At 72.0% G+C, this 21,140-nt stretch carries 19 protein-coding genes; 5 read left to right on the forward strand and 14 right to left on the reverse strand.

All coding sequences use genetic code 11. The features are described 5' to 3' along the window. Window positions 1-9 precede the first annotated feature (9 nt). Window positions 10-1,641: a non-ribosomal peptide synthetase gene (locus ACFVDP_RS24620; protein WP_383493911.1), complete on the forward strand. Its 1,632-nt coding sequence runs from the start codon at window positions 10-12 to the stop codon at window positions 1,639-1,641. Next, complete coding sequence (locus ACFVDP_RS24625) at window positions 1,638-2,819, forward strand: argininosuccinate synthase-related protein (RefSeq protein WP_383493374.1); 1,182 nt, start codon at window positions 1,638-1,640, stop codon at window positions 2,817-2,819. The genes ACFVDP_RS24620 and ACFVDP_RS24625 overlap by 4 nt, the downstream gene beginning before the upstream one ends. On the opposite strand, the gene ACFVDP_RS24630 is transcribed toward ACFVDP_RS24625, so the two are convergent. The 11 genes from ACFVDP_RS24630 to ACFVDP_RS24680 form a co-directional block, all read right to left on the reverse strand. Further along, complete coding sequence (locus ACFVDP_RS24630) at window positions 2,797-4,521, reverse strand: CocE/NonD family hydrolase (protein WP_383493377.1); 1,725 nt, start codon at window positions 4,519-4,521, stop codon at window positions 2,797-2,799. The genes ACFVDP_RS24625 and ACFVDP_RS24630 overlap by 23 nt on opposite strands. 16 nt (window positions 4,522-4,537) lie before the next feature. Continuing rightward, the gene (locus tag ACFVDP_RS24635) at window positions 4,538-5,491 is read right to left on the reverse strand and encodes an MBL fold metallo-hydrolase (protein ID WP_383493379.1); all 954 of its coding nucleotides are present in this window, start codon (window positions 5,489-5,491) and stop codon (window positions 4,538-4,540) included. Then, entirely contained in the window at window positions 5,488-6,420 is a 933-nt protein-coding gene (locus ACFVDP_RS24640) for an alpha/beta hydrolase (protein ID WP_383493382.1), read from the reverse strand. Before ACFVDP_RS24640 ends, ACFVDP_RS24635 begins: the two co-directional genes overlap by 4 nt. A 3-nt stretch (window positions 6,421-6,423) precedes the next feature. Further along, window positions 6,424-7,566, reverse strand: coding sequence for an FAD-dependent oxidoreductase (locus ACFVDP_RS24645; protein WP_383493385.1), 1,143 nt, complete (start codon window positions 7,564-7,566; stop codon window positions 6,424-6,426). A gap of 77 nt (window positions 7,567-7,643) precedes the next feature. Continuing rightward, the gene (locus tag ACFVDP_RS24650; protein ID WP_383493388.1) at window positions 7,644-8,609 is read right to left on the reverse strand and encodes a phosphotriesterase; all 966 of its coding nucleotides are present in this window, start codon (window positions 8,607-8,609) and stop codon (window positions 7,644-7,646) included. A 70-nt stretch (window positions 8,610-8,679) separates the two neighbouring features. Beyond that, window positions 8,680-9,654 carry a phosphotriesterase gene (locus ACFVDP_RS24655; RefSeq protein WP_383493391.1) on the reverse strand — a complete coding sequence of 325 codons (975 nt, stop codon included), beginning with the start codon at window positions 9,652-9,654 and terminating at the stop codon, window positions 8,680-8,682. A 197-nt stretch (window positions 9,655-9,851) separates the two neighbouring features. Further along, window positions 9,852-10,463 (reverse strand): TetR/AcrR family transcriptional regulator, encoded by a 612-nt coding sequence (locus ACFVDP_RS24660; RefSeq protein ID WP_383493395.1) that lies wholly within the window; start codon window positions 10,461-10,463, stop codon window positions 9,852-9,854. A gap of 47 nt (window positions 10,464-10,510) precedes the next feature. After that, window positions 10,511-11,851, reverse strand: a complete 1,341-nt coding sequence (locus ACFVDP_RS24665) for an FAD-dependent monooxygenase (RefSeq protein WP_383493398.1) — start codon at window positions 11,849-11,851, stop codon at window positions 10,511-10,513. A gap of 109 nt (window positions 11,852-11,960) precedes the next feature. Further along, window positions 11,961-12,593 carry a maleylpyruvate isomerase family mycothiol-dependent enzyme gene (locus tag ACFVDP_RS24670; RefSeq protein WP_383493401.1) on the reverse strand — a complete coding sequence of 211 codons (633 nt, stop codon included), beginning with the start codon at window positions 12,591-12,593 and terminating at the stop codon, window positions 11,961-11,963. After that, on the reverse strand, window positions 12,590-13,429 hold the full coding sequence (locus ACFVDP_RS24675) for a fumarylacetoacetate hydrolase family protein (protein WP_383493404.1): 840 nt from the start codon (window positions 13,427-13,429) through the stop codon (window positions 12,590-12,592). Before ACFVDP_RS24675 ends, ACFVDP_RS24670 begins: the two co-directional genes overlap by 4 nt. A gap of 79 nt (window positions 13,430-13,508) precedes the next feature. Then, window positions 13,509-14,684 carry a cupin domain-containing protein gene (locus ACFVDP_RS24680; RefSeq protein ID WP_383493407.1) on the reverse strand — a complete coding sequence of 392 codons (1,176 nt, stop codon included), beginning with the start codon at window positions 14,682-14,684 and terminating at the stop codon, window positions 13,509-13,511. Window positions 14,685-14,754: 70 nt separating this feature from the next. On the opposite strand from ACFVDP_RS24680, the gene ACFVDP_RS24685 reads away from it, so the two are divergent. Then, on the forward strand, window positions 14,755-15,531 hold the full coding sequence (locus ACFVDP_RS24685) for an IclR family transcriptional regulator (RefSeq protein ID WP_383493410.1): 777 nt from the start codon (window positions 14,755-14,757) through the stop codon (window positions 15,529-15,531). 67 nt (window positions 15,532-15,598) lie between these two features. Here the strand turns inward: ACFVDP_RS24685 and ACFVDP_RS24690 are convergent, their stop codons facing one another. The 3 genes from ACFVDP_RS24690 to ACFVDP_RS24700 all read right to left on the reverse strand — a co-directional run bounded on the left by ACFVDP_RS24690 (window position 15,599) and on the right by ACFVDP_RS24700 (window position 17,868). Further along, on the reverse strand, window positions 15,599-15,862 hold the full coding sequence (locus ACFVDP_RS24690; RefSeq protein ID WP_383493413.1) for a GlsB/YeaQ/YmgE family stress response membrane protein: 264 nt from the start codon (window positions 15,860-15,862) through the stop codon (window positions 15,599-15,601). A gap of 153 nt (window positions 15,863-16,015) precedes the next feature. Further along, window positions 16,016-16,663, reverse strand: coding sequence for a response regulator (locus ACFVDP_RS24695; RefSeq protein WP_383493416.1), 648 nt, complete (start codon window positions 16,661-16,663; stop codon window positions 16,016-16,018). Then, window positions 16,648-17,868: a sensor histidine kinase gene (locus ACFVDP_RS24700; protein WP_383493419.1), complete on the reverse strand. Its 1,221-nt coding sequence runs from the start codon at window positions 17,866-17,868 to the stop codon at window positions 16,648-16,650. The genes ACFVDP_RS24695 and ACFVDP_RS24700 overlap by 16 nt, the downstream gene beginning before the upstream one ends. A 120-nt stretch (window positions 17,869-17,988) precedes the next feature. Here ACFVDP_RS24700 and ACFVDP_RS24705 point away from each other — a divergent pair, with 120 nt between their 5' ends. Together ACFVDP_RS24705 and ACFVDP_RS24710 are read left to right on the forward strand one after the other, a co-directional pair. Then, the gene (locus tag ACFVDP_RS24705; protein WP_383493422.1) at window positions 17,989-18,756 is read left to right on the forward strand and encodes an ABC transporter ATP-binding protein; all 768 of its coding nucleotides are present in this window, start codon (window positions 17,989-17,991) and stop codon (window positions 18,754-18,756) included. Beyond that, window positions 18,756-21,140 (forward strand): FtsX-like permease family protein, encoded by a 2,385-nt coding sequence (locus ACFVDP_RS24710; protein ID WP_383493914.1) that lies wholly within the window; start codon window positions 18,756-18,758, stop codon window positions 21,138-21,140. Before ACFVDP_RS24705 ends, ACFVDP_RS24710 begins: the two co-directional genes overlap by 1 nt.

The raw sequence follows: 21,140 nt of genomic DNA on the forward strand, positions 1-21,140 counted from the left end.
GCAGGGGGGGTGTTGGACGCACGCGTCGTCGGTCCGGGGGACTGGTTCTTCGGGCACCACGGGGGGTTGGGGGGTTTTTTGGCGGCGCGCCCCGGCGGGGGGTTCGGGCCCCCCCCCCCCCCCCCCCTCGACCCGGGTGATCCGCTGGAGCGCGTACGGGCGACGACTCAGGACTGCGCGCCGCGGATCGTGCTCACCGACGCGCGCCTGGCGGAGCGCTTCGAGGGTCTCGCCGAGGTGCTGACGGACGAGGAGTGCGCCGTGTACCCGGCCGATCCGGCGCCCGCGCTCGACGCGTCGCCCGACGACCCGGTGGTGATCATCTACACGTCCGGGTCCACCGGCCGGCCCAAGGCCGCGCTGATCAGCCATGCCGCCCTCGCGTCCCGGCTCGACGCCCTGCAGTCCACGCACCGCATGGACGAGCGCGACCGGATGATCCACCACACGGCGTGCAGCTTCGACATGTACCTGAGCGAGACGTACTGGCCGCTGCTCGCGGGCGCCGCGATCGTCGTCGCCGAGCCGGGCCGGCAGCGCGACGCCGACTATCTGGCGGCCCTGATCCGCGACCACCGGATCACCACGTTCTACTGCGTGGTCTCGCTCCTGGACCTGTTCCTGCTGGCCCGCGACCCGGCCGAGCGGTACGACGGGCTGCGCCAGGTCCTCACCGGCGGCGAGCCGCTCGCCCCCGACCTGGTGGCCCGCTTCCACGCCCGCTCCACCGCCTCCCTGACGAACCTGTACGGGCCCAGCGAGTGCACGATCTACTGCTCGTACTGGATCTGCCCGCGCGACCCGGACCCGGCGACGGTGCTGATCGGCGGCCCCGTCCAGGGCACCGAGCTGCACGTCCTCGACGACGCCGGCGCCCCGGTACCCGAGGGCGAGCCGGGCGAGCTGTTCATCGGCGGCGCGGGCCTGGGCCTCGGCTATCTGCACCGGCCCGAGCTGACCGCCGAACGGTTCGTGACCACCCCGTACGGGCGCCTCTACCGGTCCGGCGATCTGGTGCGGGCGGCCGGTCCCGGCGGCGCGCTGGAGTTCCTGGGCCGCGTCGACCGCCAGGTGAAGATCCGTGGCATCCGGATCGAGCCCGCCGAGATCGAGGCAACGGCCTTGTCCTGTCCGGGTGTTCGGCAGGCGGCGGTCGTGGCGCACGGTGCGGGTGCGGACAAGGCCCTCGCACTGTTCGTGGTGCCCGAGGACGGCGCCCCCGCGCCCGGCGAGCTGGGCCCGTCTGTCCGCGCGAGCCTGGGCGCCCGCCTGCCGCGCGCCCTGGTGCCGCGCACCGTCGACGTGCTGGCCGCGCTGCCGCTGACCGCCAACGGCAAGCTGGACCGGGCACTCCTTGAGAAGCGGGCGGCGGCGGTCCCGGCGCCGCGTCCGGCGGCGCCCGCGACCGGTGATCTCGGCGCGCTGGTCGTCGCGGTGTGGCGGGACGTGCTCGCCGTGGACGCCGTCGGCCCCGACGAGGACTTCTTCGACCTGGGCGGCGACTCGTTCAAGGTCGTCCGGGTCGTCGAGACGCTGCGCGACCGGCTCGGCCTCGACATCCCGCTCGCGGCCCTGCTCCACGAACCGACCCCGCGGGCCTTCACCGAAGAGCTGCGCAGGGTGCGGGAGGCCGCCGAGTGAACACCCCGCAGGGGCCGCGGATCCGCTCGTTCGCCGATCTCACCGACGCCTCACTCGACCGGCACCGGCCGGTCGTGACCCTGTTCAGCGGCGGCCTGGACAGCACCTATCTGCTGCACCGGCTGGCCCGGGCCGGTTTCACGGACGTGCACGCCTTCAGCGCCGACCTGGGCGCGGGCGAGGACGCCGAAGAGCTGCGGCACACCGCCGACCACCTCGGGGCGCGGCTGCATCTCGTGGACGCCCGGCGCACCTTCGCCGAGTCCTTCGTCCGTCCGGCGATCGCCGCGCAGGCCGTCTACCTGGACACCCATCCGGTCAGCTCGTCCCTGAGCCGCCCACTGCTCGCCCGCCTCGCCCTGGACCTGGCCACGGACCTGGACGCGGCGGCGGTCGTGCACACGGCGAACCCGTCGCAGAACACGCTGCGCCGCCTCAACGGCGCCCTCGGCCTGCTCGGCTGCACGCTGCCGTACGGCAGCCCGTACGACCTCGATCCGGTCGACCGCGATCAGAAGGCGCGCGAGCTGGAGGAGATCGGGCTGCCGCACCTGGGCAAGCGGGTGGCGAGCGTCGACGCGAACCTGTGGTGCCGCGAGTTCGAGTCGGGCGTCCTCGACGACCCGGAGGACCACACCGTCCCCGAGCACCTGTACACGTGGACGGCCCGCCCGGCAGAGCCGCCCGCCGACGAGAGCGTGGAGATCACCTTCGCGCGCGGCGTCCCCACGGCCCTCGACGGCGTACCGCTGCCGCTGCCCGAGCTGATCGAGGCGCTCAACGTCCGGGCCGGCGCCCATGGCATCGGCCGCTACAGCGGTCTGGAGCACCTGCCCGGCGGCCACAAGGTCCTCGAACTGCGGGAGATGCCGGCCGCCGCCCTCCTGTTGAAGACGTACCGCCACCTGGAGACGGCGACGCTCGCCGCCGAGACCGTCCGGGAGAAGATGCACCTCGAACAGCTCTGGGTGCGCGAGGCCCTGGAGGGCCGCTGGTTCGGTGAACTGCGCGTCGCCTGCGAGGAGTTCATCACCTCATGCGCGGCCCGGGTCACCGGCACGGTGCGCTGGCGGATCGCCCGGGGCTCCGCACAGACCCGGGCGATCACCGCCGCCGCCCCGGTCTACGTACGGGACCGGGAGGCATGGGAGCGGCTCAGCCGGCCTGAGCCACGGTGAAGGGCAGCACGAGCCGCGAGGGGTGCTCGGCGTCGCGGTAGATCTTGTGCGTGACCGGGCGGCCCACCGGGAGGTGGAAGGCGTCCGGCGGCAGCAGCGCGTTGTGCGCGTCGGCGAGCGGCTCGTCGTTGGACAGCTCCACCACCAGGCGGTGACCGGGCAGGAAGGTCGCGGCGAACGGGTAGAGGCGCAGCACGTACTCCTCGATCGCCCCGGGCTCCACCGGCACCGCGCGCGTGTGCGGGTGGTACGGGTCGCCCTCGGTGGTGCGCTCCTCGTCGAGTTCACGGTGGGAGGCCTTGAGATAGCCGCTGGTGATCAACTGCCGCTTGCCGCCCGGCGCTTCGTCCCACAGGCGCAGGATGAAGTTGGTGTCCTCCTGGTCGATCTCGGCGAACAGGTGCGCCGCGCCGCTGCCGATCAGTTCGGCGGGCCGCTCGAAGGGCTCGGTGCTCCAACTGAGCACTTCCACGCGGTCGGTGACGGTCAGCGGTGCCTGGTAGAAGCCGTCGGGGGCGGCGTGCTCGGCGCCCATGCGCTCGGGTTCGGCGGAGAGCTTTCCGCGCGGGCGCAGGTACAGGGAGCGGTGCTCGATGTCCTTCGGCGGCCACTGCGCGGCGGTGACGGTCTCGCGGGTGCCCTCGACGAAGACGTTCACGGCGGGCTCGTCCATGATCCCGTTGTCGATGCCCTTCAGCCAGTACTCGTACCAGCGGAACATCGTGTCGTGCTCCTCGACCCAGGGGCGCGACTGCATGGGCGGGTAGGAGCCGATGTCCAGCTTCTTGGGACCCTTGAGGACATCGAACAGCTCGATGTGGCCGTCCACGGTCCAGCCTCGGCCCTGGTCGATCTGGAGGTAGACCGGGATGTCGATGTTCCGGGCCAGGTTGACGGGGTTGCGGTCCTCGTACCAGGGGCCGTCGAGCGGGTTCATGACGATGTCGAACCAGAACTCGCGGTTCTTCGGGTACTTGAGGACGTGGACGAGGTTCGGCCAGGCCGCCACGTCCGGGTCGGCGAGGCGCTGGTCCACGAGCTTCTTCAGCTCGTCCGGCGCGAACTCCCGCTGCATGCGCGACAGGACATTGGTGTGCGCGATGCCGGAGTCGCCGCCGCGGCCCTCGCGGGCGGCGCGCGGCATGAACCACATGACGCCGCCGTGGTACGTCGTCTCGTAGAAGTCGAAGTGGCCGCCGCTGACGAAGATCGCCTTCAGGTGCGGCGGGCGCTCGGCGGCGGCGAGGACCTGCATGGAACCGAAGTAGGAGATGCCGATCATGCCGACGTTGCCGTCGCACCAGGGCTGCGCGGCGACCCACTCGACGACGTCGTACAGGTCCTGCCCCTGGGAGACGCCGCCGAAGTTGTAGTTGCCGATCATCTCGCCGCCGGAGTCGCCGGTGCCGCGCATGTCGCCGATGACGTGGACGTACCCCTCCTCGACGACCCGCGCGATGTCCCCGGCCTCGATGCAGCCGTCCCACATCGGGCTGGGCCTGCGCTGCGGCGGGGTGGTCAGGGCGAGGGCCTGGAGTTCCTTGCCGTAGGCGCTCATCGCGATGAGCGCGGGGCGCGGGGTGTCGTCGGCCGAGTGGTAGGCGTCGGCGGCGAGTTCGACACCGTCCCGCATCGGGATCCGCAGGTCCTTGCGGACGGCGAGGGTCTGCGCGCCGGCCCGGAGCGTCTGGTGGTCGGTCATGGTGGAAGCTCCTGTGTCACGCGGTCGGCTCGGCCCGGGCGGACCGGTCGAACTGCTCTCGGTAGCCGTGCATCGACGTGAAGAACGGCGAGGGTTCGAGGGTGGGATCGCCGGCGTAGCCGAGCGCGTCGGCGGCGGGGGCGAACGGCGAGTACGGCGACGGCGTCTCCTGGAGCCCGGCCCGCAGGCAGTCGCAGGCCGCCTCGGTGACGCGGCCCTCGGCGGTGAGGCTCTGGTCGATGGCCTCCCGGGCCTGTACGGCGTCCAGTTCGACCCCGTAGGGGACGCCGTCGGCGCGGCGGTAGGGGTGCCCGAGGTAGAGGTGGCGGGGGCGGAGCTCGTCGCGCAGATACCTCAGGCTGTCGCGGTATGCGGCCGGGTCGGCGTAGCCGGGGAAGCCGTTCGCCGCGCCGTGCACCTGGACGGCATCGCCGACGAACACGGCGTCCTGCCCGTCCACGGCGTAGGCGACCGAGCCGGGGGTGTGGCCGGGCATCGCGTGCACGGAGACGGTGACGTCGCCGCCGAGGGAGAGGGTCTCGCCGCCCCGGACGAGGCGGGTGGGCTCCATCTCGCCGGAGATGACGGCGTCGGTGGCGGCCCGTATCTTCGCGGGGCCGTCGGGGTCACCGAGGTAGCGGCCGCGGGCCGCCGTGTACTCGTCGACGTGGGCCTGCCGGGAGCGGAGCATCGGGGCGTCGGCCTCGTGGATGACCACCTGGGCGCGGCGCCCGGTCAGCTCCCACAGCGCGAACGCGCCGCCGATGTGGTCGATGTGACCGTGCGTCAGCAGGATCCAGCGGATGTCCTCGATGCGCTTGCCGAGGGCGGCGAGCGCCGGGGCCATGCCCTCGGCGGGCGAGGAGGCGATGCCCGTGTCGACGATCGCCGGTTCGGGCGCGTCGACGTAGAAGCTGTAGAGGCCGAAGCGGCCCCACGGCGAGACCAGAGGGTGGACGGGGACGGTCATGACGTGCCGCCGCGGCCGTTGATGAACTTGCCGGTCTCCGCGAAGACTTGGTGGTACTCGGGGATCCAGGAGAAGTGCTGGACGAATCCGTGGCCCGCGCCCGCGTACCGGCTCACCGTCGCCGCGACGCCCGCCTTCGCGAGACGCTCCCCGTACAACTCGCCCTCGTCGCGCAGCGGGTCGAGTTCGCCGGTGATCACCAGCGCGGGCGGCAGTCCGGACAGGTCGGCGCGCTTGACCGGGGAGACGAGCGGGTCGGCGGGGTCGGCGCCGCTGTCGAGGTAGAAGGCGTTGAACGGCTTCAGGCCCGCCGTCTCCAGGCCGTAGCCGACGGCGTTCTCGCGCAGCGACGCGTACCGGTCCTCGTCGAAGTCCAGGTCCAGGGACGGGTAGTAGAGGATCTGGTGGGTGATCCGGTCGAAACCGTCGTCGTGCGCGCGGGCCGCGACGGCGGCGACGAAGGTGCCGCCGGAGCTGTCGCCCGCCACGGCGAGCGTCGTGCCGTCCCAGCCCAGGTCCGGGGCGTCCGCCGCCCAGCGCACGACGGCGTAGCAGTCGTCGAGACCGGCGGGGAACGCGGCCTCGGGGGCGAGCCGATAGCCGACGGAGACGACCTTCAGGCCCGTCTCGGCGGCCAGGGAGCGCGCGACGTGGTCGTGGGTCTCCAGGCTGCCGAGGAAGAAGGCGCCGCCGTGGAAGTAGATCAGCAGTCCGTGCTGGGCGGCCGTGTCGGGCGTGTAGACGCGGACCGGTACGTCGCCGGAGGCGGTGGACGCGGTGCGGTCCTCGACGGCGTGCAGCGGCAGGCGGTCGGCGGGCGCCGCGACCTGGGATTCGTCGGCGGCGCGCAGGGCGGCCGGGTCGATCGGGCCCGGAGCCGGTGCCGGCAGGTGGGCGAGGGCTTCGGCGATCTGGGGGTGCAGCGGCATGACCTACTCCTTCGGGGCGACGGGGGCGACAGAAGCGACAGGTGCGACGGACTGCGGCCGCTGGCCGGGGAAGACGTCGTCGATCTCGTCCTCGCTCCAGCCCTGCCGCGAGACGCGCTGCAGTTCGTCGGTGACCGGCTTGCGGACGGCCTGGAAGCGGGCGAGCGCGGCGGGCACGGAGTCCGCGTCGCGCAGCGCGTCGGCCAGCGCGCCGGCGTCCTCGATGGCCGAGTTGGCGCCCTGGCCCTGGTGGTGGAGCATCGAGTGGGCGGCGTCGCCGATGAGGACGACGGAGTCCGAGTGCCAGGTGTCGACGGGGTCGATGTCGTAGACGGCCCGGATGTTGACGGTGTCCATGTCGAGGTCGCGCGTGATGCGCACGAGGCGCTCGTCGAAGCCCTCGACGGTGGCGAGCAGGTCGTCCTTGGTGACCTCCGGAGCCCAGGTGCCGTCCGGGCACAGGGCGGTGATGTCGAAGGAGACCTGGCCGCGGTGGCGCAGCGGCAGCAGATAGACCTTGGTGCCGCGGCCGATGTACATGCGCAGGTTGTCGTCGGTGACCATGCCGTGCGCGTCGTCGACGGAGATCACCGCGCGGTAGGCGTGCTCGCCGGAGAACACCGGCTCCTTGTCGCTGAACAGCTCCCGGCGCACGACCGACTTGATGCCGTCGGCGCCGACGACGAGGTCGGCCTCGACGCTCGTACCGTCCGCGAAGGTGAGGACGGAACCGTCCCCCCTGTCCTCGACGCTCTCCAGGCGGTGGCCGAGGTGCACCATGCCCTCGGGGAGCACACCGAGCAGGGCGTCGATGAAGTCGCCGCGGTGGATCAGATGGGTGTGGGTCTGCCCTTCGGCGGCCGGCCACGCCTCCTTCATGAGGGGGGCGGCACCGGCGTCGAGGATCTCGAAGTACTCGCTGGGCGAGCTGACGTCGGCGATGGCGTCGAAGGTGCCCCACTCGCGGAACCGGTTCATGGTGGAGGGGCGCAGCCCGATGCCGGCGCCGACCTCGCGGATGCGGCTCGCCTGCTCGTAGACGTCGACGTGCGCGCCTAGCAGGCTGAGGGCCTTGGCCGCGGCGGCGCCGCCGTATCCCGCCCCGACGACGGCGATCTTCAGTTTCTTCAGGTCCGATGACTGCATGGCGGTTCTCGGTTCTCTCTGCTCTGTACGGTCAGGACGTCTTCGTCTGTGCGGTCAGGCCGTCTTCGTCCGTGCGGTCAAGACGTCTGCGGCTGCACGGTCAGGAACTCCGCGGGGTTGTCGACGAAGATCGTCTTGATGGCGGCCTCGTCGAGTCCGGCGGCGCGGAGGTCGGGGATGAGGTCGTCGAAGAGGTAGTTGACGGTGTGCCCCTTCACCCCGGGCCAGCCCAGCGGGCTGCAGTTGGCGTCGGCCGAGGCGAGGACCTGCTTGATGCGGCGGCCGCCGTCGATGAACCGCAGGAAGTGGTCGAGGCGCTCCTGGCGGGGGCGGGCCCAGAACGGCGGGTCCGGCAGCTCGGTCTCGTAGCCGAAGGTGTCGAAGCCGATCCGGCCGCCCTGCTCGGCGATCCACACGTCCCGCGTCTTGTCCGCGTTCACCCCGTCGTCGACGTGGCCGAACAGGACGCGGTCCAGGGGCAGTCCCTCCTCCTCGAAGATCGCGACGGCGTTCTCGGCGTCGATCGCGAGATGGGTGAGGATCGGAACGCCCGTGGTGAGGGCGGCGCGGGCCGCGGCGCGGTAGATGCGCTTGTCGAGGTCGGTCATGCGGCCGCCGCGGCTGACGCCGACCTTGATGACGCCGGCCGGGCCGCCGGTGGAGCCGATGCCGACGGTGATCTCGTGGACGAACTGGCGCATCAGGTAGTCGACATCGGCGTTCGCGAAGTGCGGCAGCGCGGTGTCGCCGCCGACGAAGCCGGTGCAGGCGACGATGTGCACGCCAGTCTTCGCGGAGAGTGACTTGTAGTAGTCGACGTCGCGGCCGTTGCAGATGCCGGTGGCGTCGACGAAGGTGCCGCCGCCGTTCTCGTGGAACGTGCGCAGCTTCGGGACGGTCTCCTCGTAGCGCGCTTCGGGCGTCTTCCACCACTGCGTGTCCAGCTCGGAGCCGGGCATGCCGTAGCCGATGTGCTCGTGGACGGCCACGAGCCCCAGCTCCTCGGCCGGGACGGGTCCCAGGACGGTGTTCACTCGTGACACGGAACTCACCTTTGAGTCAGCTGAATCGATGGACCAACAGGTACTGCTGGGGGCGCTTCGGCTACGCGGTTCAGCGCACCGTCAGCAGCGCGCACGGGTTGTGCACGAGGACCCGGCGCACGTCCTCCTCCACCAGACCTCGCGTCTTCAGGAGCGGGACGAAGGAGGTCAGGATGTGGCTGTACGGCAGGTCGTTGCCGGGGTGCCCCTTGGCCACGCCGGTCGCGCCGACGGACAGCAGGACCCGGTCGCCGAACCCGGCCCGCACCAGCTCGGCGACGAGGTCGGCGCGCTCGGCGTCGGTCGGGTGGCCGTCGCCCTCCGTGCCCACGTGGTCGAGCGCGACGTAGGCGCCGCGGCGGGCGACCTCCAGGGGCGCGCCCGCGGCGACGGCGTCCGCCCGGTCGAGCCCGGCGACGACCACGCGGTCGGCGGGCAGCTTCTCGTCCAGGACGACGCCGAGGTCGTGGAGGGCGTCGGCGCCGTAGCGCACGGAGACGGCGACACCGGTGGCCGCGGCGGCCCGCGCGGCGCCGCGCAGCAGGCTCTCGTCGGTCGCCGTGGCTCCCGCGCGGGTCGCGGCGGTGGCCACGAGACCGGCGGCGCCGCGGCGCTCGACGCGGGGCACGACCATGCCCTCGGTGATCTCCCGGGCGAAGAGGTCGGCGAACCGCTCGGCGGGCCAGGGCGTCGGCGGGTTCGTCTGCGGGGTCAGGAAGTACCCGCCGAGCAGTTCCTCGGGCCCCTGTCCGGTCGAGGCGACGATGTGCACGCCGGTCCTGCGGGACAGACTCTCGCAGAGCCGGACGTCCCGGCCGTGGAACATGCCCGTGCTGTCGACGACCGTGCCGCCGCCGTGGGCGCGGAAGTCGTCCAGCTTCGCGGCGAGGGTCTCGAAGATCTCCGCGCGGTCGAAGGTGATGTCGAAGGCGTGCTCGGCGCCCGGCACCACCGACAGCAGCGCCTCATGGACCGCGACGACGCCCAGATCCTCCGCCGGCACCGGCCCCAGGACGGTGTTCACAGTGTTGCCGTTGGCTCTCATGACCGCCACGCTAGCCATTCGCTTTACAGCACGTCAATGAAATGAACACACAGAAAAAACAATGTTCTACGGGTTGCGCGAAGGCCGGAAATGAGAGCAACGAAAAACCGGCCGCCCTCGGGGCGGCCGGTTCGGTACGGGTTTCTCGGGTTCGGTACGGGTGTCGCAGGTTCGGCGCGGGCCTCGCGGGCTCGCCGTCAGTCGTTGAAGAGGTGGACCCAGCTCGCGGCCAGCTCCTCCAGCATCTGCTCGCGCGTGAGCTTCCAGTCGGCGCGGCCCCAGTGCTGGGCCACGTAGTCGAGCTGGGCCATGGCCAGCACGCCCCGGAAACGGCGCTGGTGCGGCGCGAGCCGGCCGGCCGCCGTCAGCCCGTCCTCGATGTCGCTGATGGCCTCCTCAAGCCAGCGCTCCACGAGGTCGGTGAGCTCCGGGTCGACCGCGGCGGCGTCCCGGCCGACGCGGATGATCGGATGGATCTCGGGCCAGCTCTCGGCGGTGCGCCGCAGCCAGGCCGTGATCGCCTCCTGCGTCCCGTCGGTCACGGTGGCGACGAGGTCCAGCGCCGTCGAGCCGTGCTCGGGTGAACCGACGCGCTGCAACGCCGCGTTGAGCTGCTCGTCGATCAGCGCCTTCATCAGCTCGCTGCGGGAGGGGAAGTACGCGTAGAACGTGACCCGGGTGGTGCCGGCGGCGGTCGCGATGTCGTCGACCTTGGTGGCGGCGTACCCCTTCGTCTTGAAAAGTTCGAGGCCCGACTCGAGGAGCAGGCGGCGCGTCATTTCTTTCTGCGCCTGTCGGAGGTTCGCCATGCGGGGATCCTAACGCGGCCCCGCACGGCGGCTCACAGCTCATCCGGTCAGGTCGCGCGCACCCCGCCGGACACGGGCCCGGCCGAGGCGGCACCCGCGTCGGCCGACGTCAGCGGGATCGGCGTGAACATGGGCGGTTCCTCGTCCGGGGTGAGCGCGGTCGGGCCGTACAGCCAGTCCACGAACGCGTAGTCGTACGTGTCCCGGGCGCGCAGCAGCACATTGCGCTGCTCGCGGGCCGTACCGTCGAGGTGCCACAGCTCGCCCCAGGCGCGGGACGTGGTGACGACGCGGCGGCAGTGCTCGGGGCGGACGGCCTCGTAGGCGGCGAGGGCGGCGTCCCAGTCGACGCTCCCCTCGGCGGTGCGGTGGCGGGCGACGTGCTCGCCGAGCACCCAGCCGTCCTCGATCGCCATGATCGCGCCCTGGGCGATGTACTGGAGCGGCGGGTGCGCGGCGTCGCCGAGCAGCGCGATCCTGCCGTGCACCCAGGTCATGACCGGGTCCCGGTCGAACATCCGCCACCACTTGTCCCGCCACATGAACGGCAGGCCGTCCCGCACGAAGTCGCAGGTCCGGGCGAACGCCGCGTCGAGTTCGTCGGGCGTGCCCCAGTCCTCCTGGCCGGCCAGCGCCTTGGGCGACTCAAAGACGGCGACCTGGTTGAGGAGTTCGCCGCCGCGCAGCCCGTAGTGCACGAAGTGGCAGGAGGGACCGACGTGCACCACGACCTCGCCGAGGTCCACGGAGCGCACCCGCTCCAGCTCGGCGGGGACGGTGCCGCGGTAGGCGACGTACGCCGACGACACCGGTTCGTCGTCGACGAGCAGCCTGCGCGCCGTGGAGTGCAGGCCGTCGGCGGCGATCACGACACCGGCCTCGTGCGTCTCGCCCGAGGCGAGGGTGACGCGGGCGCCGGTGCCGGTACCTGTACCGGTTCTCTTGTCGGTACCGGTTCTCTTGTCGGTGCCGGTGGTCCGCGTGTTCTCGTACGTGGTGACGTGGGCGTCCGTGATCAGCTCGACGCCGGCCCGCTCGCAGGCGCGCAGCAGCAGGGCGTGCAGGTCGCTGCGGTGGATGACCAGGTACGGGTAGCCGTAGCGGCGCTCCAGGTCGCGCAGGTCGAGCCGGGTCAGCTCGGCGCCGTCCAGGGCGTCGCGCATGACCATCGCGTCCGGGACGACGCCGAGGCTCCTGGCCTCGTCGAGGAGTCCGTAGTCGTCGAGGATGCGGGTGCAGTTGGGGGCGAGCTGGAGGCCCGCGCCGACCTCGCCGAAGGCGGTGGCACGTTCCAGGAGGCGGACGGCGAGGCCCTGCCGGGACAGGGCGAGGGCCGCGCCCAGGCCGCCGATGCCGCCGCCGACGATCAGTACGTCGGGGCGGGACATCGCGCCCCGGACGTTCTGTGCCGGGGCGCTCGGGGATGGGGCGGTCCGGGATGGGGCGCTCGGGGATGGGGCGGGCTGGGATGTGGCGCTGTGGGACATGGCGCTCCTCTCAGAGCCACGGGCCGAGCGCGGGGGCGCCGGCGAGCGAGTGCGGGCGGCCGGCCAGCCAGGCGGTGACCTCGGGCAGCGGCCCCTCGGGCAGTTCGGTCAGCCCGCGCTTGGCGGCGATCTCGTCGGTCAGCGCGGCCAGGAAACCGTCCGGCAAATCAGAGAACGCGGCGCCGCCTCCGAAGTCGACGGCATGGACGCACACCTCGCGGGCCCGCATCCACGGCAGCTCGGTGGCGGGAACGGTGCGGCCCTGCGCGGTGACGACCTCGTGCGACCACTGCGCGTCGGTGAGCTCGTCGAAGCTCTCGGCGAGCCGCCGCGCGGAGCCGGTCAGCCAAGTGCTCAGTTCGCCGGCCGAGAGGGTCGCGCCCTTGGCGATGCCCTCGGCGCGCTCCTCCGGCGAGGCGTACATGGGGGTGCGTTCGCCGGTGGCGGCCCAGTGCACCAGGTTGCCGAGGGCGTCGGCGTTGGCGGCGACATGGGCCGTCAGATGCTTGCGGGTCCAGCCGGGCAGGGCGCTGGGGGCGCTGAAACCGGCCTCGTCGAGATCCCGTACGGCGTCGAGCAGCAGCGTGGTGCCGGCCTCGGCCCAGCCGCGCGCCTCGGCGAAAGTCCTGATGGGCGCGGTCATGCGGCGACGACCTTGTTCGTGCAGGCGCCGAGACCGGCGATCTCGGTGACGACGCTCTGGCCGGGCTTCAGGAAGACCTTGGGGTCGCGGGCGTTGCCCACCCCGGCCGGGGTGCCGGTGGCGATGATGTCGCCGGGCCGCAGGGTGATGACGGTGGAGATGTACCGCACCAGGAACACCGGGTCGAACAGCAGGGTGCCGGTGTCGTCGCGCTGCATGACCTCCCCGTCGACGGTAGTCGTGACCTGGAGGGCGGGGCGGACCCCGCCGACCTCGTCGGGAGTGACGACGTAGGGGCCGACCGGGGTGGTGGCCTCCCAGATCTTGCCCTGGGTCCACTCGATGGTGCGGAACTGCCAGTCGCGCGCCGAGATGTCGTTCATGACGGTGAAACCGGCGATGGCGTCGGCGGCCTGCCGCTCGTCGGCGCGGCGCACCTCCTTGCCGATGACGACGGCGAGTTCGACCTCCCAGTCGAGCGCGTCGGTCTCGTGCGGCTTGACGATGTCGTCGCCCGCGCCCAGCAGGGTGTCGGCGAACTTCGGGAAAAGGGTCGGGTATTCGGGGAGGTCCCGGCCCATCTCCTTGATGTGGTTGGTGTAGTTGTGGCCGACGCAGACGACCTTGGACGGGTTCGGGACGACCGGCGCGAAGTCGGCGCCTTCGACGGCGTACGTGGTGCCGGTGCCGGTAGCAGTGGCGGCTGCGGCCCGCTCCCGCCAGTCCGGTACGGCGAACAGGGCGCCCAGGTCGGTGTGGCCGAGATCGACGAGGACGTCCCCGTCGAGGCGCACCGCGCGGGTGCCGTCGGCGGTGCGGAGGGTGGCGAGCTTCATGGTTCAGGCGTCCTTCATGGTGCGAGCGGGGTTCTGGGGGCTTCTGGGGGCGGCTGGGCCTGTAAGGGCGAGCAGGCCTCTAGGGGCGGGCGGGCCTCTGGGTGCGCGCGAGCCGGAGCGCCTCGAAGACGGGTGCGTCGGAGAAACGGAACAGGTCGAGGGCGCCCTCGTCGGAGTCGCTCGCACCGGCCTCGGACCGAGCGGAGAACGGCTCCCAGGACGGCACCACGAACAGGTCGCCACGCGTCACCGTCCAGGACTTCTCCCCGACGGTGACGGTGCCGGAGCCGTCGAAGACCTGGTAGACCGACGAACCGGTCTCGCGCACCGGCGCGGTCTCGGCCCCCCGCACGACCCGGTGGAACTCGGCGCGGATCGTGGGCAGGACGTCGGCGCCGTCGTGCGGGTTGGTGTAGCGCACCGCGGCGTGGCCGGGTTCGACGGTGCCGGCGAACCCCTCCTTCTCCAGGTGGAGCTGGTCGCGCAGGGCGGCGTTGGTGAACTCCCACTTGTAAGCGAGCAGCGGGCTGCCCGGCGCGGTCGCCTGCGCCGGACCGGCCGACAACGGGCGCAGACCCGGGTGGCCCCACAGCCGCTCGGAGCGGGAGCGCTCGGGGGTGATCCGCTCGGCGTCGCTGATCTCGTCGCGCCCGAACTCGAAGAACTGCGCCTCGGTGACGTACTGGAAGGGGATGTCGAGGCCGTCGATCCAGGCCATCGGCTCGGCGGTGGCGTTGTGGTGGGCGTGCCAGTTCCAGCCGGCCTGCGGCAGGAAGTCGCCGCGGTTCATCGGCACCGGGTCGCCGCCGACGACGGTCCACACGCCCGAGCCCTCGACGACGAACCGGAAGGCGTGCTGGGTGTGCCGGTGCTCGGGCGCGTCCTCGCCCGGCATCAGGTACTGGATGGCCGCCCACAGGGTCGGGGTGGCGAAGGGCCGGCCGCCGAGGGCGGGATTGGCGAGCGCGATGGCCCGCCGCTCGCCGCCACGGCCGACCGGCACCAGATCACCGGCCTGCGCCGCCAGCGGGCGCAACCGGTCCCAGCGCCACAGATGCGGCACGGCGCGGGACCGCGGATGGGCGGGCATCAGATCGCCGATCTCGGTCCACAGCGGAACGAGCAGTTCCTGTTCGAAGCCCCGGTAGAGGGTCTCGAGGGCGGGGCTGACGTCGGGCTGCCCGTCCGCGGCGACGGCCTGGAGCCGGACCGGGGAGCCCTCGGCGCGGTCCTGGGCTGGAGTGGTCTCAGTCACCCGACGAGCGTGCGCCGTGTCCGAGGGGAGAACATGGAGATTCTGGAGAGCAGAATCCGAGGTTCAGCGTATGGACAAACCCTTCAAGTCGCCGCCTCCCTATCCGATCGCCAGCGTGGACCACGCGCTGCGGGCGGCGACCATCCTGCAACTGGAGGGCGGCGCGACCGTGTCGCAGATCGCCGAGCGGCTCGGCGTCGCCCGGTCCACCGCCCACCGGATCCTGGCGATGCTGGTCTACCGGGACTTCGCCGCGCAGGACGAGGACCGGGTCTACCGCGCGGGCCCCGTCCTCGAACTGGCCGCGCACTCCCAGTCCCTCGTCTCCCGACTGCGCGCGGCGGCACTGCCCCATCTGCACCGGCTCGTCGATCTGCTGGACGAGACCGCGAACGTCACGGTGCGCACCGGGGACGTGGCCCGCTTCATCGCCAGCGTCGAATGCCGCCGCTCTCTGCGGGTCGGCTCCCGCGAGGGCATGGTCTTCCCCGCGCACCGCACGACGGCGGGACTGCTGCTCCTCGCCGAACTCCCCGACGACGAACTCGACACGGTGTACGCGCCCGAGCGCTACCGGGACCGTCCGGCCGACCGCCCCGACCTGGCCCGGCTGCGCAGGGAACTGCGCCGCCTGCGCCGCAACGGCTTCGCCGTCAACCGGGAGCAGTCGGAGCGCGGCCTCGTCGCCGTCGGCGTCCCGGTGCGGGCCCCGGACGGCACCGCGCTGGCCGGCCTGTCGGTGTCGATGCCCGGCACACGCTACGCCCCGCGGCGGCTCCAGGCGCTGGTCGCAACCCTGCACACGGCTGCCCACGCCCTGGAGCACGACCTGTCCGAACAGCTCTGACCCACCACGGACGGTGCCGCTGGCCGTGGCTACGGCCCTGGCTCTGACTCTGGCGCTGGCTCTCCGCTCAGCTGCGACCCTTGAGCCGCTCCACCCCGCCGACACCCAGCGCCGCGAGGCCGATCTGGATGGCCAGTTCGATCCAGTCGATGCCTCGGGTGTCGGCGACGCCGAAGGCACCGGCGACGGCCGTGCCGACGAGCGCGGCGGCGATGCCGACGAGGATCGTCCAGAGCACGCCGATGCGCTGCCGCCCGGGAATCACCAGCCGCCCCAGGATGCCGATCACGATGCCGACCACGATCGCCGTGAAGATTCCGGAGATCTCCATGCCGTACGCCTCCCGTTGCTACTGCGCCGCTCCGCGCTCCCGGCGCGCTTGCCGAGGACGGGTGCCCCGGCTGGGGAGACGCAGTCCGCTGCGCACCGGTTGAGCGGGCGGACCCGGGCCAGTGGAGTTGGCTGGCGGGTGACGGGTGACGGCTCAGGCTCGGAGGAAGGCCAGGACCGCGAGGACCCGCCGGTGGCCGTCGGTGTCGACTGGCAGATCCAGCTTGTTGAAGATGTTGCCGATGTGTTTGTTGACGGCCGCCTCGCTGAGGAACAGGGACTTCGCGAGCCCGGCGTTGGTCCGTCCCTCCGCTATCAGGGCGAGCACCTCGCGCTCCCGGGGGCTCAGTCGCTCCAGAGGATCCTGGCGCAGCCGGACCAACTGCGTGATCACCTCCGGGTCCACCACGGCCCCGCCGGTGGCGACCCGCTCGATGGCGGCCATGAAGTCGGTGACCGCGCTGACCCGCTCCTTGAGCAGATAGCCGACGCCCGCACCACCGCCGGAGTCCAACAGCCTGAGCGCATAGGACCGTTCGACGTACTGGCTGAGGACGAGCACCGGCAGTCCGGGGTACTCCTCACGCAACCGCACCGCCGACCGCAGTCCGTCGTCGCCGAGCTGCGGCGGCATCCGGACATCGGTGACGATGAGGTCGGGCCGGTCGGCGCGCACCGCCTCCTCCAGAGCATCGGCATCCCCGACGGCCGCCACCACCGTGTGTCCGACCCGTTCGAACAGCCCGATCAGGCCTTCGCGCAGCAGAACGGCGTCCTCGGCCACGATCAGGCGAAGTGACACGGAACCTCCACTTGCAGCAGGGTCGGACCACCGACCGGACTCGTCACCTGTATCCGGCCGTCGAACGCGGCGATCCGGTCCGCGAGCCCCGTCATACCGGTGCCTCTGTCGGGGTCGGCCCCGCCGCGGCCGTTGTCCAGGATATTGAGGACCAGAAGATCGGCATGGTACCGGCCGTACACCTGGGCACTGGTCGCCCCGCTGTGCCGGGCGATGTTCGTCAACGCCTCGTTGATCAGGTAGTACATGGTCGTCTCCAGCTGTCTGGACAGCCGGTCTGGCAGCCGCAGATCCACGTGCACCGGGATCGGGAAGCGGCCCGCGTAGTCCTCGACGGCCGCGACCAGACCGTGGTCGGCGAGGACGGGCGGATTCAGGCCGCGAATCAGGGCTCTCAACTCCCGATGTGTGGCAGCGAGTTGAGTTTCGGCCTGCGCCAGCAGTCCGGCCTCCGGGGAGTTGTTGGGGATCTCCAGACGGATCAGCCCCAGCGTCATACCGATCGAGACGAGCCGCTGCTGTGCCCCGTCGTGCAGATCGCGCTCTATCCGCGCCCGCTCGGCGTCGAAGGAGTCGAGCAGCCGCGACTGCGATGCACGGACCTCGCGCAGCTCCTCCCCCAGTTCTCTGTCGCGGGGCGCCAGGAACGTGCGGGCCAAGGCGCCCCGGGCGCCGGCCCACGAGGTGACGGTGTAGGGCGAGGCGAGCAGCACGATCGCACCGAACACCGTCCAGGGCCAGGTCGTCCCGTCGGTCGAGGCGAAGGTGAGGGCGGGCAGGCCGAAGGAGAAGCCGAGGACCAGCAGGTCCAGCCACCACAGGGACGCCGCCGACAGCAGCGTGAACGTCAGCTCCCGCCACGTCACTTGTTCCTTGAGGCGCGTGGTCACCCAGGCCCGCGGGCCCGGGCTGTCCGGAGCACAGTGCGGATCGGGCAGCGCGTCCAGGTCCACCAGCCGCAGTCTGCGCCGCTCCACCCGGCCCACCACGGTGGACGCCAGCACCAGGCCGGCCAGCGGGGCGATGCCGATCAGGACGACGAGCAGGATGATCCCCGCGGCCAGGCCGAGGGTGAAGAAGAGCGCGGCTGCGGCGCCGACCACGACGCCTCCGCTCAAATACGCGAGAGAGCGCCACGGCCAGCTCGATGTCAGGAAGCTCAACGGGCGCTGAGCCAGGGCCTGCCAGGCGGTAGTGGGACTCATGTGATCACCGTAGCCGGGCGGTTCGGACGGCGCGGTAGAGCTGGCTCTACCTCTGGAGTAGAGCCAGGATCAGTGTGGCGACCGCCCTCGGGCCGGTGGAATCGACGCATGACGAAAACGATGACGACAACGAGGCGAACTCCCGCGCAGGACGCGGTCGAGCTGAGGGACGTGCGCAAGATCCATGACGCCGGCGGACACCGTGTGACCGCGCTCGACGGCGTCACCCACGCCTTCGCCCGCGGCACGTTCACCGCCATCATGGGCCCCTCCGGCTCGGGGAAGTCGACGCTGCTGCAGTGCGCGGCCGGGCTCGAGCGTCCGACCGAGGGCCGGATCGTGCTCGCGGGGGTGGACATGGGCGGGCGCAGCGAGAAGGAGCGCACCGAACTGCGGCGCTCGCACGTCGGGTTCGTCTTTCAGGCTTTCAATCTGGTGGAGTCGCTGACGGCTGCGCAGAACGTCGAGCTGCCGTCCCGGTTCGCGGGCCGCAAGGTCGGCCGTGAGCAGGTCGTGGACGCGCTCGCCGCGGTCGGTCTGGCGGAGCGTGCGAGACACCGGCCCAGTCAGCTGTCCGGCGGACAGCAGCAGCGCGTCGCCCTCGCCCGGGCCCTGGTCACGCGGCCCGATGTCCTCTTCGCGGACGAGCCCACCGGCGCCCTGGACACCGTCACCTCCCGCGAGGTGCTGCGGATGATGCGCGTGCTGGTCGACCAGGAGGGTCAGACCACGCTGATGGTCACGCACGACCCCGTGGCCGCGGCCTCGGCGGACGTCGTGGTCTTCCTCAGGGACGGGCGGATCGCCGACCGGGTGCCGCTCGACCGGCAGTCCGGCTCCGACCACGCCGCCGCGATCGCCGCCCATATGAGCCGGCTGGAGTCATGATGCTGATCTTGGCGAACGTACGCGACCGCTGGTCCGCGTTTCTCGGCGCCTTCGCCGCCGTCCTGGTGGGTGTCGCCCTGATCACCGCCACGCTGGTGATCTACGACTCGTCGCGGCCCGGGGTGCAGGCCCGGTACGCGGGCACCGCCGCCCTGGCACTGCCCGAGCGGGCTGTCGACGCGGACGGCAGTCCCGGGGACCGGATGCCGTGGGGGCCGGCCGAGGCAGCGCGGTTGCGAGCCATGCTTGCCGAGGTGCCGGGCGTGACCGGTGCCGTGCTCGACCGTTCCTTCTACGCCCAGGCGATGACGAGCGGCGGACCGGTGGCCGACGAAGGCGCTCTGGAGTCCGGCCACGGCTGGGGCAGTGCGCGCACGGCGCCGTACGAGACGGTGTCCGGACGGGCGCCGCGCGGCATGAGAGAGGTCGTGGTGGACCGCGCGCTGGGTGTGGCTCCGGGGAGCACGCTGACGGTCAACATCACGCAGGGGCGCAGAGAGTTCACCGTGGTGGGCACCCTGGACGGTCCGGGTTACTACTTCAGCGAGGCGTTCGCCGCGCGCCAGCAGCCCGGTGTCCGGGCCATCGCCCTGATCACCGGGGAGAAAGCCGACACGGGCGCGGTCGCCGCGGCCGCCGCGAAGGCCGTCGGTGACGGAGGCAGCGTGGTCTCCGGGGACGGGCGGGCCGAGTTGCAGCCCGCGTACGTCGAGCACCAGCGCTTCCTGGGCGTCCAGTTGATCACTGCCATGGCTGTCCTGAGTCTGTTCACCACGGTCTTCGTCGTGGCCTCCCTGCTGGCCCTGGCGACCGGGATGCGCCGCCGCGAGATCGGCCTGCTGCGCACTCTCGGCGCTGCTCCCAGGCAGATCCGCCGCATGATTCTCGGCGAGGCCGCCGTGGTCGGCCTGCTCGGCTCGGCCGCCGGCTGCGCGGCCGGGGTGGCCGCCACCCCGCTGCTGCGTGCGCTGCTCGATGGCCTGGACGTGGCGCCGCCGGACCTCCGGATCGGCATCGCGGGATGGCCGTTGCTCACTGCGGCGGCCATCGGTGTCGGAGTCAGTGTGACCGGCGCCTGGGCGGCGAGCCGCAGGGCCGCCCGGATTGCTCCCGTCGAGGCGCTGCTCGACGGCCGCTCCGGTGACCGGGCCATGGGGCGCGGCCGTTGGCTCTCGGGGCTCACCGCACTGGTCATCGGGGGACTTCTCGCCGTCGGTACCGCGTTCTCCAGCGCCGACGATCGCGTCAACAGAGCGATCTTCGCCACCATGACGCTGATCGTGGCGGCGGCTCTGTTGGCTCCGGTGCTGGTCGGGCCCGTGGCCCGGTTGCTGACGGCGCCATTTGTGCGCGGCGGGGCGGCGGGGCCGGTCCTGGTCCGCGCCGAGCTGACCGCGCATCCGCGCCGTGCCGCCTCCCTGGTGGCTCCCGTGATCGCGGCCGTCGGCTTCGCGGTGCTGCTCAGCGGCATGGTGGAGACGATGCGGGTGGCGTACCCGGCGGGTGAGGCCCTGAAGGTGGCGGGCCAATCGATCGTCACCCCGGACGGGACACCGGGCAATACCGACGAGGTGGTGGCGGCCAACCCGGTGGGCAAGGCGGCGCTGCCGACCCGCGCGTTCGTGCGCCGGAAGGCTGCGGGCAGCGCGACGGTCCTGGATGTCCTGGGCAGCAGGGATCCGCGCTGGAGCCGGCCCGGCGAGGCCGTGCTCGGTGAACGCACCGCTGGGGAGCTGGGATTGAGGAAGGGGGCGAAGGTATCGGTCCGGTTCGCCGACGGTGCCACCGTCGCCCTGCGCGTCGGCGCGGTCCTGCCCGACGATCCGGCGCGCGGCGATTTCGTGGTGGCCCGGGATCTGGTGCGCGCCCATGACCCCGCCGCGCTCACCGACGACATCTTCGTTCCCGGCACCGCCAGAGCGTCCGCCGCGGTCCCCGGCACGGCTCTGCACGACGCCGCCGCGTTCGCCCTGGCCGACTACGAGACCGATGCGAAGCTGACCGACGCGCTCGCCGCCCTGCTGATCGCGATCGCTGTCGGCTACAGCGTCATCGCCGTCGTCAACAGCATGGCCATGGCCGCCCACGCCAGACGGCGCGACTTCGGGGTGCTGAAGTCCACCGGCGGCACGACCCGTCAGTTGCTCCTCGCCTCGGCGGGCGAGACCGTGCTGGTGGTCGCGACCGGCGCCGTCCTCGGGGTGGCGGTGACTCTGCCCCCGTTGCTGGGCATGGCCTCGGGTCTCTCCCAGGCCACGTCGTCCGACGTCGGCCTGCACCTGAACCCGGCCACTCTCACGGCAGCCGTCACCGGCACCCTCCTGGCGGCCCTCATATCCGGGCTGACGGTCACCAGGAGGACGCTGCGGAGACAGACGCCGTAG

The sequence above is a fragment of the Streptomyces sp. NPDC057694 genome (genome assembly GCF_042799415.1).
Classification (GTDB): domain Bacteria; phylum Actinomycetota; class Actinomycetes; order Streptomycetales; family Streptomycetaceae; genus Streptomyces.